16 protein-coding genes are annotated in these 19275 nt (G+C 63.2%); 2 read left to right on the top strand and 14 right to left on the bottom strand.

The window, feature by feature from the left end:
- Positions 1-245 precede the first annotated feature (245 nt).
- Entirely contained in the window at positions 246-1976 is a 1731-nt protein-coding gene (locus ACUH78_RS06605; protein ID WP_445332976.1) for a hypothetical protein, read from the top strand.
- A gap of 20 nt (positions 1977-1996) precedes the next feature.
- Here the strand turns inward: ACUH78_RS06605 and ACUH78_RS06600 are convergent, their stop codons facing one another.
- A complete protein-coding gene (locus ACUH78_RS06600; protein WP_445332977.1) occupies positions 1997-3001 on the bottom strand; it encodes a glycosyltransferase family 2 protein in 1005 nt (334 codons plus the stop codon).
- Positions 2998-3954 (bottom strand): glycosyltransferase family 2 protein, encoded by a 957-nt coding sequence (locus tag ACUH78_RS06595; RefSeq protein WP_510497555.1) that lies wholly within the window; start codon positions 3952-3954, stop codon positions 2998-3000. The genes ACUH78_RS06600 and ACUH78_RS06595 overlap by 4 nt, the downstream gene beginning before the upstream one ends.
- 232 nt (positions 3955-4186) lie before the next feature.
- Here ACUH78_RS06595 and ACUH78_RS06590 point away from each other — a divergent pair, with 232 nt between their 5' ends.
- Complete coding sequence (locus ACUH78_RS06590; RefSeq protein ID WP_510497554.1) at positions 4187-5641, top strand: lipopolysaccharide biosynthesis protein; 1455 nt, start codon at positions 4187-4189, stop codon at positions 5639-5641.
- Positions 5642-5661: 20 nt separating this feature from the next.
- Here the strand turns inward: ACUH78_RS06590 and ACUH78_RS06585 are convergent, their stop codons facing one another.
- The 12 genes from ACUH78_RS06585 to ACUH78_RS06530 are packed head-to-tail and all read right to left on the bottom strand — an operon-like array spanning position 5662 to position 19264.
- A complete protein-coding gene (locus tag ACUH78_RS06585) occupies positions 5662-6642 on the bottom strand; it encodes a polysaccharide deacetylase family protein (RefSeq protein ID WP_445332980.1) in 981 nt (326 codons plus the stop codon).
- Complete coding sequence (locus ACUH78_RS06580; RefSeq protein WP_445332981.1) at positions 6639-7997, bottom strand: putative O-glycosylation ligase, exosortase A system-associated; 1359 nt, start codon at positions 7995-7997, stop codon at positions 6639-6641. The genes ACUH78_RS06585 and ACUH78_RS06580 overlap by 4 nt, the downstream gene beginning before the upstream one ends.
- Before the next feature lie 15 nt (positions 7998-8012).
- Positions 8013-9371: a phenylacetate--CoA ligase family protein gene (locus ACUH78_RS06575; protein WP_445333030.1), complete on the bottom strand. Its 1359-nt coding sequence runs from the start codon at positions 9369-9371 to the stop codon at positions 8013-8015.
- Between the two features lie 5 nt (positions 9372-9376).
- Positions 9377-10621: a glycosyltransferase gene (locus ACUH78_RS06570; protein WP_445332982.1), complete on the bottom strand. Its 1245-nt coding sequence runs from the start codon at positions 10619-10621 to the stop codon at positions 9377-9379.
- 1 nt (position 10622) lies between these two features.
- Complete coding sequence (locus tag ACUH78_RS06565; protein ID WP_445332983.1) at positions 10623-11837, bottom strand: TIGR04063 family PEP-CTERM/XrtA system glycosyltransferase; 1215 nt, start codon at positions 11835-11837, stop codon at positions 10623-10625.
- Positions 11838-11839: 2 nt separating this feature from the next.
- Complete coding sequence (locus ACUH78_RS06560; protein WP_445332984.1) at positions 11840-12094, bottom strand: hypothetical protein; 255 nt, start codon at positions 12092-12094, stop codon at positions 11840-11842.
- Positions 12091-12291, bottom strand: a complete 201-nt coding sequence (locus ACUH78_RS06555; RefSeq protein ID WP_435749604.1) for a hypothetical protein — start codon at positions 12289-12291, stop codon at positions 12091-12093. The genes ACUH78_RS06560 and ACUH78_RS06555 overlap by 4 nt, the downstream gene beginning before the upstream one ends.
- A gap of 28 nt (positions 12292-12319) precedes the next feature.
- On the bottom strand, positions 12320-14254 hold the full coding sequence (locus ACUH78_RS06550; RefSeq protein WP_445332985.1) for an XrtA/PEP-CTERM system amidotransferase: 1935 nt from the start codon (positions 14252-14254) through the stop codon (positions 12320-12322).
- 15 nt (positions 14255-14269) lie between these two features.
- Complete coding sequence (locus tag ACUH78_RS06545) at positions 14270-15445, bottom strand: TIGR03088 family PEP-CTERM/XrtA system glycosyltransferase (protein ID WP_445332986.1); 1176 nt, start codon at positions 15443-15445, stop codon at positions 14270-14272.
- Positions 15442-16962: an exosortase A gene (xrtA, locus tag ACUH78_RS06540; RefSeq protein WP_445332987.1), complete on the bottom strand. Its 1521-nt coding sequence runs from the start codon at positions 16960-16962 to the stop codon at positions 15442-15444. Before xrtA ends, ACUH78_RS06545 begins: the two co-directional genes overlap by 4 nt.
- Before the next feature lie 6 nt (positions 16963-16968).
- Positions 16969-18210: a TIGR03087 family PEP-CTERM/XrtA system glycosyltransferase gene (locus tag ACUH78_RS06535; RefSeq protein WP_445332988.1), complete on the bottom strand. Its 1242-nt coding sequence runs from the start codon at positions 18208-18210 to the stop codon at positions 16969-16971.
- A gap of 4 nt (positions 18211-18214) precedes the next feature.
- Positions 18215-19264 (bottom strand): FemAB family XrtA/PEP-CTERM system-associated protein, encoded by a 1050-nt coding sequence (locus ACUH78_RS06530; protein ID WP_445332989.1) that lies wholly within the window; start codon positions 19262-19264, stop codon positions 18215-18217.
- Between the last annotated feature and the right edge of the window lie 11 nt (positions 19265-19275).

Genomic DNA, 19275 nt, shown 5'->3' with positions numbered 1-19275 from the left:
CTGCGCCGCGGCTATCCGGTCGCGTACAAGCCGGTGGCCTAACTAAACGGCATTGACCATGCCCCCCCTGCTCTTTCTGCAGACTTCCGCACCCCATCGCCTCAAGCCCAACCTGTGCCGTCGCAGAAACGGGCAGCCAGCAGGCAGCCATCGCAGCGAAGAAGATAGACTTCGATCGAATTCCCATTTTTCTGGCCTTCCGTCAAACGTGGCGAACGTCGCCGTTACTCCGATCAAGAACCCTCATGTCCGCTCAGACGCCCCTTGCACTTGACCAACTGCTGGACGGCCTGACCACGGCAATCGCCGATTGGGTCCGCCCTTCACTCGGGCTTGTCGATGCGCACTCCGGCAAACCGACGCCTCCTGACCACTATGCCCAGACCTGCGCTGCTCTCGCGCTATGTTCCCCCATCAAGGGCAACACAGGCAAACGCGACGCAGCCCTCGCGGCATGGATGAGCACGCCCGAAGACGAGATCGATCACCTCCCGTTCAACCGCCTCATGCTTCACCTGATGCGCACGCTCTTCGCGGACCAGTTCGATACCTCGCAAACAGCCAGGATTCAAGCAGGAATAAAACGCTGCCGACTTCGCACGCGCTATCCGTCAAACAACTGGACCCTTCTCGCAACCACGTGCACGTTGCTGGAGGCAGCCCCGGCGGCACGCCCCCGCCACGCGAGGACCATGGCTCGCATGATCCAGCGCTGGACGACGACAAAAGGGGCGTTCATCGACTACCCATCGAACCCCCGCACTGCAATCTGCACCCCACTGGCCTATCACCACAAAGCGCTATTTCTCGGGGCGCTCGCGCTTCGATTCTGCGCCGACGATGAGCTTGCAACGCAAACATGCCGGCTTTTCGACTGGCTGGTTCATTGTTGGGACGACGCAGGGTATGCGGGCGGTTTTGGTCGAACCACGCACGCCCTGTTTGGCGATGCCTGTCTGATCGCAGCCCTGATTCTGCTTGGCCTCGATGAATCCGGCCCCATCGACGCAATCGCACAACGACTGCACCACCAACTGCGCCCTGACGGCTTCCTGTGGCTCGACCCCTGGGGGCCCACCGAAGGCACCAAGCATTGGGACGACTATATGCACCTCTCCGTCTACAACGCCTGGGCCGCCGCAACACTTCATGCAGCACGAGAGATCCGAGCCCGCTACCCGGCCGCGCCACAACTGCAGCAGCTTCGGTGGCAAGCCAACCGTCCAGGGCTATTTCATGACGAGGAAGCTGGACTCGCAAGTTGGCGGGACGGTGCTGGAGACGTAATCTTGTTCAGCACCACAGGCCAACCTCCACAATCGCCAACACGTGGCGTAGTTGAGCTACGCTACAGCGGCGGACGGATCTACCACTGCAGAATTGGTAGCAGCCACCCTCTTATGCATCCCGGCTACCGCGGAGTCCTTTCAGCACTGGAATGCGCCCCAAACCTCGCCGAACAAAGCCTAATTCTTCACGACGGCGTGATGATGTGCGCTGTCGACACTTTCTGTCGGGCTGTGCTCACGCCTACTTCTGCCGGCTTTTCCCTCGATCTGTGCGGGCAAGCTCATAAGCTCGCCCCCTCGCTCCCCGGCTCATTCCTTGGTCGCATCCTGGCTGCAATTGATTGGCGCCTCCTCAATGGACGCCTGGGGCGCATGTCGAATCTGAAGCGAAAGCCAATAACAAAATACACAGCCCTCATAACCATCAAGCTGTATATGACAGAAAAAAGTCTGACTGTGTTACGAAAACTCCGCCTCTCCCCCCTCAGCCACGAAAGCTGCGTAAATCCGCCGCCCCATCACTTCAAGCTCATGCAGGCGGAGAAAGCCAACTCCCTCAATGAGCATCGACGCGCGAACTACGTCTACCAGCAAACCCAAACCTACGACGTAAAACTTATTAAAGAACAAGACTCGCTCGAAGAGCGAGCACCCCAATTTTTCGATCCTTTTTCAAGCCCCATCTAAACATCGGCTGCACACAATAACTATCGATCGCGCAATGCAACTCTAACCGGCAAAGCCACTAGTGCGAGAATCGACCTTGGGTCCCTCCGCAACGTTCTTAGAGCTAGTCTCCAATCAAACGGCTTGCGGCGCCGCAAAAGATGAATAATTCCACCCACGAATTCGTTTCGCGCAGACTCCAACTGCCCCATAACAAATGTCTTTTGCTCAACATTCAAAGGAACCTCAGCAAGAACAGATTTCGCCAGATCTATATAGCTGGATGACCTCAAAAGAGCGTCGCGAGTACCCCAATATGCGCTATCAAAAATATTAACGCCCTCTCCCTCAGCGCTCAAAATCTTTGGAGTGAAGGCGACTTTATTAACCGCGCGGCACAAATGCAATTTAAACAATCGGTCTTGCCCGTTTCGCAATTTGTCGCTGAAGCGCAGATTGGGCGCAATGTTTCTTCGGTAAACCAAAGCCGACGCCCCCATAATATTGCTCCGCCGTACCGCGTAGTCGAAGAAGTCTCCTTGGTACTCGTACAAGCTCTCGTCATCATCAATTAATATGTGATTTTTGGGCTGGAGGTTTAGTCTCTGATCTTCCTCCCAATTAAACCGTGACGCTTTCTCTGAGTACCTTTTGCTATCACTAAAAAATAGATCATAACCCCGCTCGAGGGCCTTAACCGCATGATCCAAAAATCCCTCCATCCACTGATCGTCAGAGTCCATGAGAGCAATGTAATCGCTTTCAACGCACACACTGTCCAGTGATTTATTGCGGGCCGCACCCGCTCCCGCATTAGCTTGTCGAACAATTTTAATTCTGGGGTCCAACCCCCCTTGCTGAGCAAGATCCTCTTCCGCAGAGATTGGCGAACTATCGTCGGTTATAACGACACTAAGATCGAAATCACCTTTTTGAACAAGGATGGATTTAACACACGCCGCAAGCACACCACGATTCCGCTGGAAGTAAGGAATAATGACTGAGACGAGAGGACGCCCATATGTCTTCACTACTGAATCGTTCATTTTCCACCTCCCACAATAGCGCGTAGCGAACAAATTCCAGCGAACGCCCATGATCTAAGATGAGTGGGCTTCTCCCTGAGGCTTGCCAGAAACTCAGGAATAGCTTTCCTGTGAAGGCCTTTGCGGTAATGACGGTAGCCGCAGGAAAAGTGGATGTGCTGAAGGCGGTCGGACAGTTGTTGCTCTGTGATCGCCTCACCATTGGGACTCGCTAGCCCCCAACGGTCAACAGCACGCCGGATGATATGTGCAGCGTAGTTGAAGTCCGCACCCCTCGCGATCGCGCTGCCAGGATGCTGCCGGTATACAGCGTAGATCCCCCGCAACACATGAATCTCCGTCTCGCGCGAGGCGCGGAGGAAAAAATCGTAGTCCTGCCCGAGGCGCAGCGTTTCGTCGAAGAGTCCTATCTTCTCCACCAAGGTCCGACGCATCATGACGGTCGTCGTCCATACGTAGTTGTCGAGCAGCATCTTGTGGTAGCCCCAGCCCGATGCCTCAGGGTCGATCGTGCCGGGCTCGATCTTTGCATTGCCAACGGCAAGGTCTGCTGGATCGCCGAATTCTCCTCTGGAGTCGGCCACCCAGGGCGCAAAGCCGGTGCCAAGCATCGCGATGTCGGGATGCGCCTCGAAGTAATCTAGTTGCGCTTTCAGCTTACCGGGCAGCCAGACGTCATCCGCATCGAGAAATGCGATGTACTCGCCCCTAGCCTCACGCAGACCGACGTTGCGTGCGGTGGCCGAGCCACCGTTCGCCTTGCGAAAAAGGCGCACTGCGGGGAAGTGCTCTTCGACATAGTCCGCCGTGCCATCCCGCGAGCCATCATCGATGACCAGTATCTCCACCGCCGGCACGCCCTGCAACTCCACACTGCGTATCGCCTCGGCGATGAAGGCCTTCACGTTAAACGCGGGGACGACTACGGAAACTCGGGGTACATCTTGGCTCATTTTCTCTCCCGCAGGGGGCTGCGCAGCACGGCACAGCGACGTTAGGTTCAGGAAGGTATTATAGGCGTCGGACTTGTTGCGCCCATGACAGAAGCCGCACGCGATTCGACTTTTGTCGACGAACTTCTGACCGACCAAAGCCACGGCGCCACAAGCTATCACCAAGGCCACAAAACCGCTCAGGCGCGGACTTGAGCACTCCCACCAGGCAACCGACCGGACCGTAATCAAGATGGGAACACGCAGGGCGCTCGGCGTTACCACCGTCGCGCAAATGATCACTTTTGCGCTCAACCTTCTCAATGTCATCGTCGTGGCAAGGCTACTCACGCCCGCGGAGATTGGGGTGTTCTCCGTGGCTGTAGCCTTTCAGGGCATCGTCCATGTGTTCCGGGAATTCGGTGTCACTCAATACCTTGTACAGGCGAAATCGGTCGATGACGAAAACTTTCGGGCGGCTTTCTCGCTCACGCTGATGTTCTCCTGGGCGATTGCCCTGTTCCTGTTCCTCGGCGCGGGTCCACTGGCCGACTTCTACAGCCATGAGGGAGTGGCATCGGTGCTTGCGCTACTCGCCGTTAACTTCCTGCTCATACCCTTTGGCACCCCATCGTTGGGTATGCTGAGGCGCGAGTTACGCTTCGAGAGCATTGCGGTAATTCGTATCTCCAACACATCCGCTGCAACAATCGTCACCATTACTTCAGCGTGGCTTGGGGAGAGTTACCTAAGCATGGCCTGGGGGGCGATTGCAGGGCAACTGGCAAATCTGATCGCAATTGCCATCGCACGCCCACAGGGGCTTTTGATGCTACCTACTCTTAAGGGCGTCAGTTCCATCCTGCGATTTGGCTCGATTTCAAGCGCTGCCACGCTGATACAGGAACTCGGGCGTAGTGCCCCGGACCTCATCATCGGCCGCACCCTCGGCTTCGCCTCCGTTGCCTTCTTCAGCCGTGCGGTCGGATTACGCGACATGCTACTCGGACAGCTTGTGGCCGTGGTGAATGGGGTTCACTTCCCTACGTTTGCGCAAGCCATTCGGAAGGGCGCCGACGCTGCGCAGATGTATAGCAAAGCCACAAACTACCTGGTCGCAATTACGATCCCATTTTTGGGCCTACTCGCCTTTCTCGCTGAACCCCTCATCCTTTTCTTCTTCGGCGACCAGTGGCTTGTCTCTGCACCACTGGCTACCCTGCTTTGCCTGTTCGCGATCATCACGGCCCCCTACGCACTTGCCAGCCTGTCTCTCATTGCGGGCGGCCATGTTTCCAGCGTCCTTAAACTTGAGTGTGTCGTCCAGGCGGCCCGCATCGCCGTATTGCTCACCTCGATCTGGCTACCGCTCGAGAAGGTGGTGCCGCTGCTGGGGATCGTTGCGGTGGTCGAGGCCGGTGCATATCACTACTGGTTGAGGCGGCACTTCGGCATCAGCTTCACGGAGATGCGAAAAGGCATTTTCGCAGCGGCAGTTCTGGCGCCCTTCACACTCGTGGGCCCGGTGCTGATTTCGATGACGACGATAGCCGATACCGGTGCGGCACACCTGCTATTTATCTACCTTGCACTTGCCAGTCTGGCTGCTCTCGTCGGCTGGGTTGCCGGGCTATTCGTGCTGAAACACCCCTTGCGGGATGAATTGATTAATTTGCTCAACACCGTCCGGCGTCTGGTCAAAAAGTAGACGACGGCATCAGGGGGCAATCATGCGCCGGGGTAATCGCGCCGCAGATTTGCGGCAAGTCGCAAGCCAAATTTGAGCGCCCCCGTGTCCCAGGGCGTAAAGCGTGGCAACTGGAAGGGGTCGCAGCTTTGGCCGGCAGCACCCCAGTTTGTGGCCACGGCCGCATCAAAGCCGAGTCCGCGCACCATCTCCACATGTTCGTGACGGTAATCCGTCTGAAACTTTCCATTGGGGTACGCGAAAAGGCTTACCTTTTCGCCCAAGATCGCATCGAGCATATCCTTGCTGGCGGCAATTTCTTCTCGCGCACTTTGCTGGTCAAGGCGAGCAAGAATCGGATGGTTGAAGGTGTGCGCCCCGACCACCATACCCGCGGCGCGCAATTCTTGAACCTGAGTCGAAGTCATCATCAGGTCGTCGGGCAAAACAACGCCCGCCAACCCAGCAATTTCACTGACCGCGTCGGCCCGCTGAGCAGCGGGCAGGTGCTTGATCTTCGGAATCAACGTCGACAACGCGGCTCTCTTCTCGCCGAGCGTGCCGACCGCAAGCGGAGAAATGCCCGCCGTTTCACAGCCGAGATAAGTTGAGTTCGTCGCACGAACCGACTCGATGATGGAGTCATTCCACATGCGTCCACCATCGAGGAAACCGGTAGCGATGAAGAACGTCGCCGACAGCTTGTGCTTTTGCAGCAGGGGCAATGCGACCGTTCGGTTGTCCGCATAGCCGTCATCGAAAGTAATGGCTGCAGCCCTGGGGGGCAAGCTCCCTTCCTTGAGACGGCGCACGGCTTCGTCCAGCGGAAGAACGTTCAGCCAGACACTGAACCAACGCAGCAGTTCGTCGAAACGTCGCGCGTCGATCTCGTCCGGAAAAAGCGGATCGGGAGCAGGAAGCACTCGATGGAAGATCAATATCGACAGCCGCCCGCGCGCCCCGCCTGGCGATAACGCAGCTAGTGCAAGTTTTGGAATCCCGAACTCGAGCGCACCCGTCATCGTTTCACCGGCATTGTCTGATTGACCACCTGTGGAGCAATTGCAGCAGGACCGCCATTCTTGCTGCTGGCGGCTCGCTTCAGCCCGGCGTACTCGAGGAAGGAGACCGGCGCCTCTCGCTCCCATGCTCGGGTTTCGACCCAGCGTTTGGCGAGCACGACCATCAGCATCACGTTATAGGGCAAGTCGAAGTAAGAAAGGCTTAGGAAGGCCCCACCCACAGCAAAGCCTACGAAGCAAACCTGCGCCATCGCACCCAAGTCTGCCGCCCAGCGAGCCTCAGGAATATCCCGCGCATTCTTGTTCAACCACCCCGCCGTCCGGTATGCCGAAACCCACATACCGAGGTAGAGGAATAGGCCAATGAAGCCGTGGTTACCGAGTACCTGGAAGTAAATGCTGTGCGCAGCCAAGACCGTCTGGTCGTAGACCCCGTAAAGAATGAAGAGCACTTCATGCTGGTAGCTCATTCCAGCACCAAACAAGTGGTTCTTTGCAACCTCCAAGGCCACGAGCCACGCATTGATCCGCCCCATGGCAGAAGCGTCTTCCTCATAAGTCCTGATCGTGTGCATCCGGTCCCACCAATGCTCCGGCATCATCGGAAGCATCGCCAGCACGACGAGCGCGATCATCAGTGCGATAGGGCCCTTCTTCTTGCTCCGCCACCAGAACATGGCGCCCATGCCGGCGATGGCCAACAGCGCGCCGCGGGAGTGCGAGCCTAGTGCCGAGGCGGCACACAGGAGCATGACGGCGGATATGCCATGTCGTATCCAGGCTTTGCTGACCTGCAGTTGCAGGAAGTGAAGCAACGGAATGGCCATGATCAGGGCAAGCGCAAATTCATTGTTGTCCTGGATGAACGACCCAGTCGGCCCCCATGTCCGGTAGTTGCCCCCTGTAAGGATCGTGAACACGCCCCCTTTGGCGCCTAGTAACGCAAGAGACCCAGCCGTGACCCAGGCAAAAGCCATGATGTGGTGCTTTGAGAATAAGAGCGCCGCAGCGACAAAGGTCATGAAGTAGATCTTCATGACCTTGTTCCATTGCTCGTAGTCCCCAGCGGCATCCATCCCGAATAGCCACGAAAACGTTATGGCCAGAGCGAGCAGGACAAACCACACCATGGGTGGCCCCTGAAAAGGGCTTTGTCGTTCGCGCGTATAGAGCAAACCAAGCAGCGTTACTCCAGCAGCGACAGCTGCCAGTGGAGCCGAATAGGCGAACCCCCACGCATACCGATGCGGGTTCATGATGCTGAGCCAGGTCCACAACATCACACCGATCCATGGGCGTTTAAGCGCCATCAGCGCCATCACACCCACGATCGAGACGATCAGCAAATCACGCATCTTGTTTTGCTTCCTTTACCGCACCGCCACGTGGCTCACCACGTAGCGGAACTTCCCCGACTTCTCGGCCGGGATGGATTCAACGAATTCCACCGACACATCCACCCCCGCCCCCAGCCTGCGGCGGAAGCCTTCGATCACGGTCATATCCAGCCCCTCGGTGCTCGCCCCGGCCTCGGGCACGATCAGCGCCCGGGTATGGCTGCGCGTCTCCTGCACGATCTTGAAGGCGCGCACGGCCGGGATGTCGCGCAGGATGTAGATCAGCGACAGCCCATGCAGTACGGTGCCATCTTCCGCCACCACGAAGTCGGTGCTGCGTCCCTGGATGTCCTTGAGGATCGGCAGCCCGCGCCCACAGGGGCAGGCTTCGTCACCCAGCGTGCCGATGTCGCCGGTGCGGTAGCGGATGAAAGGATAGTCGCGCGTGGCCAGGTGGGTGACGACGATCTCGCCCGACTGACCCGGCGGCAGCACCCTGCCCGCCTCGTCGATGATCTCGACGACGATGTCCTCGGCCGTGATGTGCATGTTGCCGCTCGGGCATTCATGGGCGATGAAGCCGGCGTCGCGCCCGCCGTAGCCGTTGGCCACCGGGCAGCCGAAGAGCCGGCTGATGGTTTCGCGCTGGTGGTCGTAGAGCCGTTCGGAGGTGCAGAACACCACCTTGACGCCCAGGTCGTCGAGCCGAACGCCGCGCTGTTCGGCGCGCAGGGCGATGTGGCTGATGGCCGAGGGGTAGCCGAAGAGCATCTTCGGCCGGCGCGCGCGGATGCGGGCGATGAAGCCGTCGACCTTGGCGTCGGACATCTCGAAGGCGGGCAGCAGCTCGGTGCGCATCAGTGCGTCGCGTGCCAGGCGCACGCGGTCTTGGGTGCCGAGCTCGATCGGCGAGCCCCAGACCACGATCTCGCGGTCGCCGATGTCCACGCCCCACCAGCGCGTGGCGCGCCACTTGGCGGCCACGTCGTGGGTGACGCGCTCTGTACCGATGAAGAAGATCAGCGGCTCGCCGCTGCTGCCGCCGGTGTTGAAGCGGGCCAGGCCCGTGGCATCGTCGGCACGCAAGGCGTCGGCGTGGGCGCGGATCTCGGCCTTGGTGAGGAAGGGCAGCGCCTGCAGGTCGGCCACGCTGCGCACGGCGGCGGGGTCGAAGCCGGTGCGGGCGAACAGCTCGCGGTAGTAAGGCACGTGCACCGCTACGTTCTTCAGCAGGGCCTGCAGGCGCTCGAGCTGGAGGTCGAGGATGCGCTGGCGCGGCCACCACTGCGAGGCTTCCATGTCGCGGTGCACGCGCACGGTGTCGTGCTTCTTCAGCTTTTCCTGCAGCGGGAAGAGCGCACCGGAGACGAAGCGGGTGTAGAGGTCGGTCACTTCAGTCACACCTTGCTGGATTGCGGGTCGGCTGCCCCGGTTGCCCCCGCCCGGCCGGCGATCTCGGCAAAGGCCTGGCACAAACGATCGACGCGGCCATCCCAGGCATTGTCTTCTGCATGGCGACGGATCTCGGTGCGATCCCAGGGAGTTTCGAGCGCTTGGTCAAGCGCCGCCTCCAAGGCCGCCGCATCATCAAACGGTACGACGATGCCAAGGCTGTCGCGATCGACCACTTCACGGTTGCCGCCCACGTCGGTCGTTACTACGGGCAGTCCGCAGGCCATGGCTTCCAAAAACACGTTCGCCCAACCCTCGTTGCGGGTGGACAGCACAAACACATCTGCGGCGGACAGCGGCTGCTTGAGTGCATCAGGCGGCAGACTGCCAAGGAACCGCACGGTGTCGTGGAGCCCGAGCTGCGCCACCTGCTGCTCGAGTTGCGGGCGGTTGTTGCCTTCCGCGCTCGCGCCGCCAACGATTAAATAGATAAGCCCGGGCCAGCGCTCGCGCAGGCGTGGCAGGAGCTCGATGACGCGATGGAAACCCTTGCGCTCGACCAGACCGCCGACCGAGATCAGCACCGGCGCATTGGCAGGCAGGCCCAGTGCGGCGCGTGCTTCGTCGCGGTCGACCGGCACGAAGCGCACGGTATCAACACCATTACCGACAACGGTGATCTTTTCGGCGGGCACACCAATCGACACCGCTACCTGCTTGAGCGCATCGGCCACCGCGAAAACGCGGTCGGCACCAAGCAGCGCCTTCAGCAACAGAGGGCGTAGCGTGGGGTCGGCCGCATGCCGTGCCTCGGTGCCGCGCAGGGTGATCGTCACCGGCACCCCAAGCCAGCGACCGAGCAACACGGCGGCGTAGCCGTCCGGGAAGCCGAAGTGCGAGTCGAGCAAGTCCAGGCGCCCCGCCCGCTTGAGCGCACGCAGGCGCGGATAGGCTCCCACCGCCATGGCCAGGCCATCGAGGCGCTTGAGCACGCTGGGCACCGAGAAAAAGCGCGGATACCAGACGTCGAGGCCTTGCTGCTGCTCGTAGTGGGGCGCCCCCGGGCGAAAGTGCGGCCGCCAGCGGCGCAGCAAATCCTGGAACGGAAACCATGGTGTAGGCGCCACAACGCACAAAGGCAGGCGTCGGCCCACACGGAACATGCGCTCGCGCACGAACGGCCCAGCACCCGGCTGAATGCTGCTGGGAAACAGGCTGCTAAGGACGACCACCGCCGGGCGCTTGCTCATTTCAGGCATCGACGGTTGCACCCTTGCCCGCAAGCTGCGCGTAGACACGGGCGTAATTCGCCACGCTGTTCTTCCAGTTGCGCACTTCCTCCACAAAGTGTCGCCCCGCCTCGCGCATCGCCGGCCAGCGCTCGCGATGGTCGAGCATGTCGTCGATGGCGGCGGCGAGCGCCTCCGCGCTGCCGGCCTTGAACAGCTTGCCGGTCTCGCCGTCGCGGATCAGCTCCTTGTGGCCGCCGACGTCCGACGCCACGAACAGCCGCCCCTGCGCCATGGCCTCGAGCGGCTTGAGCGGGGTGACGAGCTCAGTCAAACGCATGGAGTGGCGCGGGTAGGCGAGCAGGTCGATCTGGTCGTAGTAGCGGCTGACCTCGCTGTGCGGCACGCGGCCGGTAAAGACCACCTTGTCGGCCACGCCCAGGCGCTGGGCCTGGGCCATGAGGTTGGCGTCCTGCGGGCCGCCGCCCACCAGCAGCAGGCGTAGGTCGGGGCGCTTTTGCAGCAGCGCGGGGAAGGCGTCGAGCAGCAGGTCGAGGCCTTCGTAGGCGTAGAACGAGCCGACAAAGCCGACGGTGGTGCAGCCCGCCAGGCCGAGCTTGCGGCGCAGTTCGGGGTCTGCATCGCCCGAGAGCTGGAAACCTTCGATATCCACCGCGTTGGGGATGACCGTGACCTTGGCCGCTGGAATGCCGCGCGCCACGATGTCGGCGCGCAGGCCTTCGCAGATGGTGAAGGCATGATCGACGCGCTTGAGCGCCCAGGTTTCCATGGCGCGCGTGGCGCGGTAGCGGATGCTGCCTTCGGCGGTGGTGCCGTGGTCGACCGCGGCATCCTCCCAGAAGGCGCGGATCTCATAGACGACAGGAATGCCCAGGCGCTTGCCGACGCGGATCGCGGGGATGGCGTTGAGCACCGGCGAGTGGGCGTGCAGCACGTCAGGCTTGAGCTCGCGGGCGAGCTGTTCGAGGCGGGCCTCGGTGGCGCGCATCAGGCGCAGCTCGTTGATCCCGGCCGGGCCGGCCTCGGGCACCGGACAGCGGTAGAAGCACAGGCCGTCGACGTCTTCCACCTCGGCCGCGGTCTTGCCCTGCTTGGGCGAGGTCAGGTGAAACGTCTCCCACCCCAGCGCCCGCTGCTCGCGCAGGATGGCCGCAGTGCGGAAGGTGTAGCCGCTGTGCAGCGGGATGGAGTGGTCGAGGATGTGGAGGATGCGCATGGTTAGGGCAGCAGTCGGTCGTACTCGGCATGGCTGCCGATCCAGAACCAGAGAACACCGTCTTCGAGCTCAACGCCCAGAGCGCGAAACTTGAGCCCAACGCGAGCAGATCGGTATTTCCCGACTTTCTTGAAATGCAGCGAGGGATGAGCCGGATTGAGCTTCAGCAACTCGAAATTCTGCCTCGCAAGTTCCTGCAAATGCTCCGGCAAGGCGTCGAATCGCGCCCAGAAGTCGTCCGACGCGTGATGCCTCAAAGTTCGCGACTCCTTCCAGCCCGATGCGCATTCAATGCGGCTCCGGCTAGGGTGTCGAGCTTGCCAGCCAATGCGTCACGCTCGAACCTCTCATCCCAGGCCGCTTCGTCAAAGCGTGCAAACCACTCCCGAAAGCTTGCGAGCTCTTGCGGCGACAAGGCCTGAACGCTCTTCTCGATCTCCTCGACTCGGCTCATTTGTCTGCTCCTTATTAGCTGAAGTGATTCAGACCACACACTCGACGGGAGATTGCCCGTGCGGGGCCAAACCGCTCCCGATATTCCGCACAAACGCCTCGAACATCAACAAGGTCCACAGCGGCGAGCTGTAGTCTCGCGCGCCGGACTGGTGGGCATCGACCAGATGCTGCAGGTAATCGCGATTGAATATACCGGTGGCGGCCAGCGTCTCGCCCAGCACTGCGTCACGCACACGCTGTTTGAGCGGACCGCGGAACCAGCGCGCGAGCGGCACGGCGAAGCCCATCTTCGGGCGGTAGAGCACGTCGCTGGGCAGGAAGGGTTCCATGGTCTTCTTGAACAGGTACTTGCCTTCGTTGCCCTGGATCTTGAGGCCGGAGGGCAGCGTGGCGAGCCATTCGACCAGCTTATGGTCCATCAGCGGTTCGCGCACTTCCAGCGAGTGGGCCATGCTGGCGCGGTCGACCTTGGTGTTGATGTCGCCGACCAGGTAGGTCTTGAGGTCCAGGTACTGGATGAGCGCCAACGGGTCGTCGGTGTGGGCGGCGCCGGCGTGGCGGCGGAAAACGTCGAGTGCATTGTAACCACCGAGCTTGTTGCGGAAGTCGGCGCTGAAGAGCTTGTGCCGCATGTCGCCGCGCAGGATCGACACGCTGTGGAAGTAGGCCTCGGTAGCGTCGCGCGCCATGGCCTGGAAGGTGGTCTTGGCGCGGAACATGCGCGGCGCCCAGTCAGCCTTGGGGTAGAGGCGGCCGAGCAGGCCGAAGACGGGCCGGCGCACGCCCATGGGCAGCGCGGCGCGCATCTTCTCTTCCATCAGGTGCATGCGGTAGCGGCGGTAGCCGCCGAAGCTCTCATCGCCGCCGTCGCCCGACAGGGCCACGGTGACGTGCTTGCGCGCGAGCTGGCACACGCGGTAGGTGGGGATGGCGGAGCTGTCGGCGTAGGGCTCGTCGTAGAGGGCGGCCAGGGTATCGATAAGGTCGAAGTCGTCGGACTTGACCGTTTCGACGAAGTGGCGGGTTTTGTAGCGGTCGGCGACCTTCTGCGCGAATTCGGATTCGTTGAACTTGGGGTCGTCGAAGGCGATGGAGCAGGTGTTGACGGGCTCCGCGCTGATGCCGGCCATGGTGGCGACGACGGCGCTGGAGTCGACTCCACCGGACAGGAAGGCGCCCAGCGGCACCTCGGCGATCATGCGCAGGCGCACGGATTCGCGCAGGCGCTCGGTGAGTTCGGCGGTGGCTTCCTCGAGGCGGATGTCGTTGTCGAGGGTGAAGCGTACGTCCCAGTACTGCTTGGGCTCGGGGATGGGCTGGCCGCGGCGGATGCAGAGCGATTCGCCCGGACCGAGCTTTTTTGCGCCGAGGAAGATGGTGCGCGGCTCGGCGACGTAGCCGAGCGCGAAGTATTCCTCCACCGCCAGCGGGTCGATGCGGCGGTCCAGATCCGGGTGCTGCATCAGCACCTTGAGCTCGGAACCGAAGGCGAGCGTGCCGTCGGCCAGCAGCGCGTAGAACATCGGTTTGACCGCGAGGCGGTCGCGCGCCATGAAGAAGGTGTCGCGGTTACGGTCGTGCAGGGCAAAGGCGAACATGCCGCGGAAGCGCTGCACGCAGTCTTCGCCCCAGGCTTCCCAGGCATGGACGATGACCTCGGTGTCGCTGCGGGTGTGGAAGACGTGGCCCAGGGCTTCGAGCTCGGGCACCAGCTCCTGGAAGTTGTAGATCTCGCCGTTGAACACCACCGCCACCGAGCCATCCTCGTTGAACAGCGGCTGCTGGCCGGTGGCGAGGTCGATGATCGACAGCCGCCGGTGCGCGAGCGCGACGCCGGGCTCGAAGTGGTAGCCGCCTTCGTCCGGCCCGCGATGGTGCTGGACATCGTTCATGCGCTGCATGAGGGCGCGATCGAAGTCGCGCTTGCCGCGGGTGTCGAAGAGGCCGGCAATGCCGCACATGATCGGGAGTCCTCTTTATCGGGCGCCGTTTGGGCGCAGCAGCTGTTCGTAGAGACGGGTGTAACGCGCCACCATGTTGTCGATGCTGAAGTTGCGCTCAACCCGCCGGCGGCCGGCGGCGCCATGACTTTGCCGCAACGCAGCATCTGCAGTGTAGCGCAGGAATGCCTGCGCCATGGCGTGCGGGTCCTGTGCGGGGACGAGCGCGCCGGTCTCGCCTTCGATGACAAGCTCGGCGTTGCCGCCGACGTCGGTGGCGACCACGGGCAGGCCGCTGGCCATGGCTTCGAGGATGGTGTTGGAGATGCCTTCGGCCTGCGAGGGCAGCGCGAAGAGGTCGAGCGCGCGCACGACTTCGGGCACGTCGCTGCGCGCGCCGGCCAGCCAGGCGATGTCGCCGATGCCGGTGGCGGCGATCTCGGCTTCGACCTCGGCGCGCTGCGGGCCGTCGCCGGCGATGACGAGACGCAGCCGGGCGCCGGCTTCGCCCTGCACGCGCGCGATGGCGACCGCGCGCACCAGGTTCAGCTGATCCTTCACCGTCTGCAGCCGGCCGACGGTGCCGATGATGACCGTATCCGGGGCGTCGAAGGGGCTGCCCGCCACCGCCTGCCGTGCCGACGCGGGCTGGAAGCGCAGCGTGTCGACGCCGTTGCAGATGCGTTCGACCTGGCTCGCGGCGATACCGACACGCTCGGTGAGGTAGGACTCGATCTGCCCCGAGAGCGCCACGTAGCGATGGACGAAGGGGCTGTAGGCGCGGCGCAGCAGCTGGTACTTGCGCTGCGTTCCGCCAGGGTCGGAGGTGTCCCAGCCGTGTTCGCCATGCACGCGTGCCGGCACACCGGCCAGCGCGGCCGGCACGGCGAATTCCAGCGCGGCCAGGTTGCGTGTGTGCACGATGGCCGGGCGCAACTGGCGGCAGAGACGGTAGAAACGCGGATAGCGCTTGATGCCGTGGCCGGGCGGCTTGTGCAGCGAGATGAATTGCACATCGCTGCGCTGCACGCGCTTGCAGAAGTCCGGCGCGCATTGGGCGAGCGCCACGACAGCATGGCGGAAGCGCTCAGGCGGCATGTGGTTGATGAGATTGACCACGCCGTTCTCCAGCCCGCCGACGTCGAAGCTGTAGAGCACGTGCATGACCAGCGGGCGGCCGTCGCCCTTGTGGCTGAGCCCGGGCTGGGTCATTGCGGAATGCTCCGCGCCGGAGCCTCCACGGCCTGCTCGATTGCGGCTGCGTGCGCGTCGAAGAAGGCCTGCAGCCGGGCGCGGGCGGCGAGCTCATCGTCGCCCGCAGGCGTGGCGAGTACCGCTACGGCGGACTCATCCGACTGCCCGAGCAGGCGGTCGAGCGCCAGGCGTGCCTTGGCTTCGGCATCCCCCACCAGCGTGTGGCCGTTGATGCGGTACCAGTGCCAGGTGAGCACGCGCCCCTGCTGGGTGGAGATGAGATTCTCGCGCACGGGTTGCCCCGCGATGGTGAGCGTATGCGCGGTACGCACCAGGCTCACGTTCTCGATCGACGGTGATGCCGGCCCGTTTGCCCAGGCCACCATCTCGCTGCCGTCGCGCTGGCCGAAGTACCACGCCGCGTGCAGCAGGACGGGCGCCTGCGCCCCGTCGGCAACGTAGGTCTGCGAGGCTTCGGCGCGTGCACCGCGATAAACCGGACGGTAATCGAAAGCCTGCGCAGCCGGCGCAGTCCACCCCGCGGCCGGGGCGGGTGCGGACAGCGCCACCGGGAACGCGGCAACCGGGGCATCGAGCACCTTCAGCACGGGGGGGAACGCCGCCGCCGCCACGGCCAGCGACAACGCCGCCAGCCAACGCAGGCTGCGCGGCCCGGCCGTCTGCGCCACGGCGGCCTGCGGCGCCACGGCGGCCGGGGCCTCGTGCCAGCGCCCACCGATCCAGAACATCAGGAAGATGACCACGCCGAAGAAGACCCAGCCGTAGAGGATGTGATCCACGCCCACTGCGATCTTGTTGCCGGAGAGGTAGCCCAGCATGACGATGAAGTAGGCGCGCAGCCAGTTCGCCAGGATGGGCACGGCGATGGCTACGAGCATGAACAGCAGCCGGCGCTTGAGGCTGGTGTAGTTGAGGTAGGCGTAGAGCGCGCCGACGAAGAGCGAGGCGATGAGGTAGCGTACGCCGCTGCAGGCTTCGACCACCGACCAGCGCCCATTGGGCACGACGAAGTGCAGCCCTTCCTGGTACACCGGCACACCCGACAGGCGCAGCGCCCACACGGTGAATTCGGCGGTGTAGTGCATGAGCGTGGGCAGCATGAACTCGCCGATCGGCACGCCGAAGAACAGGAACAACAGCGGAAACAGCAGCACCCGGCTCAGCCGCCAGCCCAGCACCCCGACAAAGGCCGACACCAGCAGCGCGAACAGCGCAAAGTGCTGCGCGGCCGCCACGCTGACCATGCCGCCAAGCAGCCACAGCAGGCCGGAGGCAAGGATCGGCAGCGCCATCCACGCGGTGGGCTGAGGCTGCAGGCCGCCAATGCGGTCGCGCGCACGCCACACCAGCCAGCCAAAGGCGGGAAATACGACGAGACCGTGGGCGAAGGTATCGGAGGTCCACCAGATGCCGGCAACCCCCTGCGCAGTCTGCCAGTACCACCCCACCACCCACAGCAGGGTGAGCACGAGCGCGAGGGCGACGGCGGAAAAGGCGCGGGGGTTATGGCTCATGGCGGCTCATGGGATTGGCGGAGGCGGACGCAACAGTGCGTCCAGTTGGGCGAGATGCGCCTGCCAGCTGTAGTGTTCCACCACGCAAGCGCGCGCGGCGGCGCCCATCGTGCTGCGGCGGGCGGGATCGGCGAGCAGCGCGAGGACGTGGCGGACGGTGTCGTCGCCGTCGCGGGCAATCTCGAAATCTTGCCCGGGACGGGCGGCGAGACCCGTGGCGGAGTCGGCGGACACGACCACCGGGCGCGCCATGGCCATGGCCTCGAGCACCTTGTTCTGGATGCCGCGCGCGATGCGCAGGGGGGCGACGACCACGTCCGCATGGGCGATGTAGGGGCGCACGTCGGGCACGGTGCCGGTGACGGCGACCCCCTCGCCCGCAAGCGCCTGCACCGCCGGTGCCGGGTTCATGCCGACGATCCAGAAGCGGGCGTCGGGCACGGTCTGGCGGATGCGCGGCAGCAACTCAGTGGCAAACCAGGTGACGGCATCCACATTGGGCCAGTAATCCATGGCGCCGCTGAACACGATGACCGGGCCACCGGGCGGATACGGCGACTTTCCGGCGTTGGCGGGAGAGAAGAAGTCCGCATCGACACCGTTCTGCATCACCCCCACACAGCTCGCGGCCTCAGGCGCGGCGTGGCGGAAGAGCTCGGCTTCGGCCTCGGTGACGAAGAGGCTGGCGTCGACCTGCGCGGCGGCCTGGCGCTCGAACGCGAGCAGGCGCTCGCCCTCGCGACGGTACAGCCAGGACATGGGCCAGCGGTGCTCGGGGGCGTACTGCGCCCACTTTGCGGAGTCGACGTCGCAGAAGTCGATGACGCGACGCTGGAGCCCCGGCATGTCGAGGTACTGCGCCATGGGCCCCGAAAACGCAACCGCCGCGCGGATGTCGTGTTCACCGATGGTGCGCGCCACCCACTCGGCCAGACGCGGGCTGCTGTAGTACGGCAGGCTCAGCGCCTCGCCCCGCAGCAGGCCGCGCAGGCTGGCGATGCGGCGGATGCGCGGCTCGATGGGGATGGCGCAGACCTGCTCGCACCACTGCTTGAGCGTGGCCACATGCTGCAGGTCGTCGCGGTGGTCGACGAAAGTGCCGAGCCAGACGCGGTGCGTGCGCGAGAGCTGGCGCAGGATGTTGAAGGAACGCACCTTGTCGCCCTTGTTGGGGGGATAGGGGATGCGGTGCGTGAGGTAGAGCAGCGGCGTGCGGCCCGGCTGGTCGTGCTGGGAGTCCTGCGTCACCGCACTACCCCAGGTTGCGCACGATATGCGGCCCCAGGCGATTGGCCACGCCGATGGGCAGGCGCTTCCAGAGCGCGATGAAGGCGCGGTATTTGGGGTTCATGGGGTTGTTCTGCGGCACGCTGTCGCGCTTGTACAGGCGGTATTCGTAGGACAGCGGTTGTGGCTCGAAGCCCCAGTTCTTCTTGAAGGCGTAGGGCCCGGTGCCGACCTTGCTGCGACCGTAGTCGAAGACCTTGCACCCGCGCTCGCAGGCGCGGCGCATGAGCTCCCAGTACTTGAAGTCGTTGGCGGCGAGGTCGCGCGCGGCGAGATCGTCGCCGGCGTAATAGGGCAGCACCTCGTCGCGGAAGTAGAAGCTGAACACGCTGGAGAGCGGCTTGCCTTCGGGGCTGACCACGGTGAGCACCTCGCAGGCCTCGCCGAAGACGTCCCTGAGGCGCTGGAAGAACGCCCTGGGCAGCGCGGGGGTGCCGTGGCGCAGCACGTTGTCGGCGTAGAGCGCGAAGAAGCGCTCGACGCCCGCGTCGATCTCGCTCACCAGGCCGTTCTTGATGCCCTTGCGCACCATGGCGCGCTGCTTGCGCGGGATGGCGAGCAGGTTGGCCTCGACCTCGGGGAGGATCTCCTTGCGAAAGGTGACGTAGAGGTCCTGCCGCGGCCAGTCCGCGTGGCGGGCCTTGAGGTTGCGGTATTCGAGGTGCTGCACACCCAGCGCGCGCGCGAGCGTCTCTGCTTTGGATTCAAGCTCGAACAGCACTTCGGGGCCGGCATCCGGGGCAAGCGCCGCGCCGCCATAGACGCAGAACGGCAGGGAGACGAGCGCATGTCCGAACAGCCGGCTGCGCACCTCGGCGAGCGGCAGCACACCGACGATCTCGCCAGCACGCTCGGCATACAGGTAAAAGCTGCGGTGCCGCAGCACCTCATCGAGGATCTCGCGCCAGCCAGCCAGATGGAAGAAGGTGCCCTGCGGGCAGGCGCGCACGAAGGCGTCCCACGCGGGGACTTTCTCATCGGTGAGCAGGCTGACGACAACGGGCAGTCGGTCCATCTTTTCCCTTC

This window comes from Thauera sp. ZXT1-4 (assembly GCF_052598215.2).
The sequence above is the reverse complement of the archived record's forward strand: the minus strand, read 5'-3'. Positions and strand labels throughout refer to the sequence as shown.

Bases quoted from the DNA above. Each gene is read 5' to 3' on its own strand.
- ACUH78_RS06550 (WP_445332985.1), bottom strand. From the start codon at position 14,254: ATGTGCGGCATTGCCGGCCTCTTCGACACCCGCGGCAAGCGCGACTTC.
- ACUH78_RS06555 (WP_435749604.1), bottom strand. From the start codon at position 12,291: ATGAGCCGAGTCGAGGAGATCGAGAAGAGCGTTCAGGCCTTGTCGCCG.
- xrtA (WP_445332987.1), bottom strand. From the start codon at position 16,962: ATGAGCCATAACCCCCGCGCCTTTTCCGCCGTCGCCCTCGCGCTCGTG.
- ACUH78_RS06600 (WP_445332977.1), bottom strand. From the start codon at position 3,001: ATGAACGATTCAGTAGTGAAGACATATGGGCGTCCTCTCGTCTCAGTC.
- ACUH78_RS06570 (WP_445332982.1), bottom strand. From the start codon at position 10,621: ATGAGCAAGCGCCCGGCGGTGGTCGTCCTTAGCAGCCTGTTTCCCAGC.
- ACUH78_RS06530 (WP_445332989.1), bottom strand. From the start codon at position 19,264: ATGGACCGACTGCCCGTTGTCGTCAGCCTGCTCACCGATGAGAAAGTC.
- ACUH78_RS06595 (WP_510497555.1), bottom strand. From the start codon at position 3,954: ATGAGCCAAGATGTACCCCGAGTTTCCGTAGTCGTCCCCGCGTTTAAC.
- ACUH78_RS06585 (WP_445332980.1), bottom strand. From the start codon at position 6,642: ATGACGGGTGCGCTCGAGTTCGGGATTCCAAAACTTGCACTAGCTGCG.
- ACUH78_RS06605 (WP_445332976.1), top strand. From the start codon at position 246: ATGTCCGCTCAGACGCCCCTTGCACTTGACCAACTGCTGGACGGCCTG.
- ACUH78_RS06590 (WP_510497554.1), top strand. From the start codon at position 4,187: ATGGGAACACGCAGGGCGCTCGGCGTTACCACCGTCGCGCAAATGATC.
- ACUH78_RS06545 (WP_445332986.1), bottom strand. From the start codon at position 15,445: ATGACCCAGCCCGGGCTCAGCCACAAGGGCGACGGCCGCCCGCTGGTC.
- ACUH78_RS06565 (WP_445332983.1), bottom strand. From the start codon at position 11,837: ATGCGCATCCTCCACATCCTCGACCACTCCATCCCGCTGCACAGCGGC.
- ACUH78_RS06580 (WP_445332981.1), bottom strand. From the start codon at position 7,997: ATGCGTGATTTGCTGATCGTCTCGATCGTGGGTGTGATGGCGCTGATG.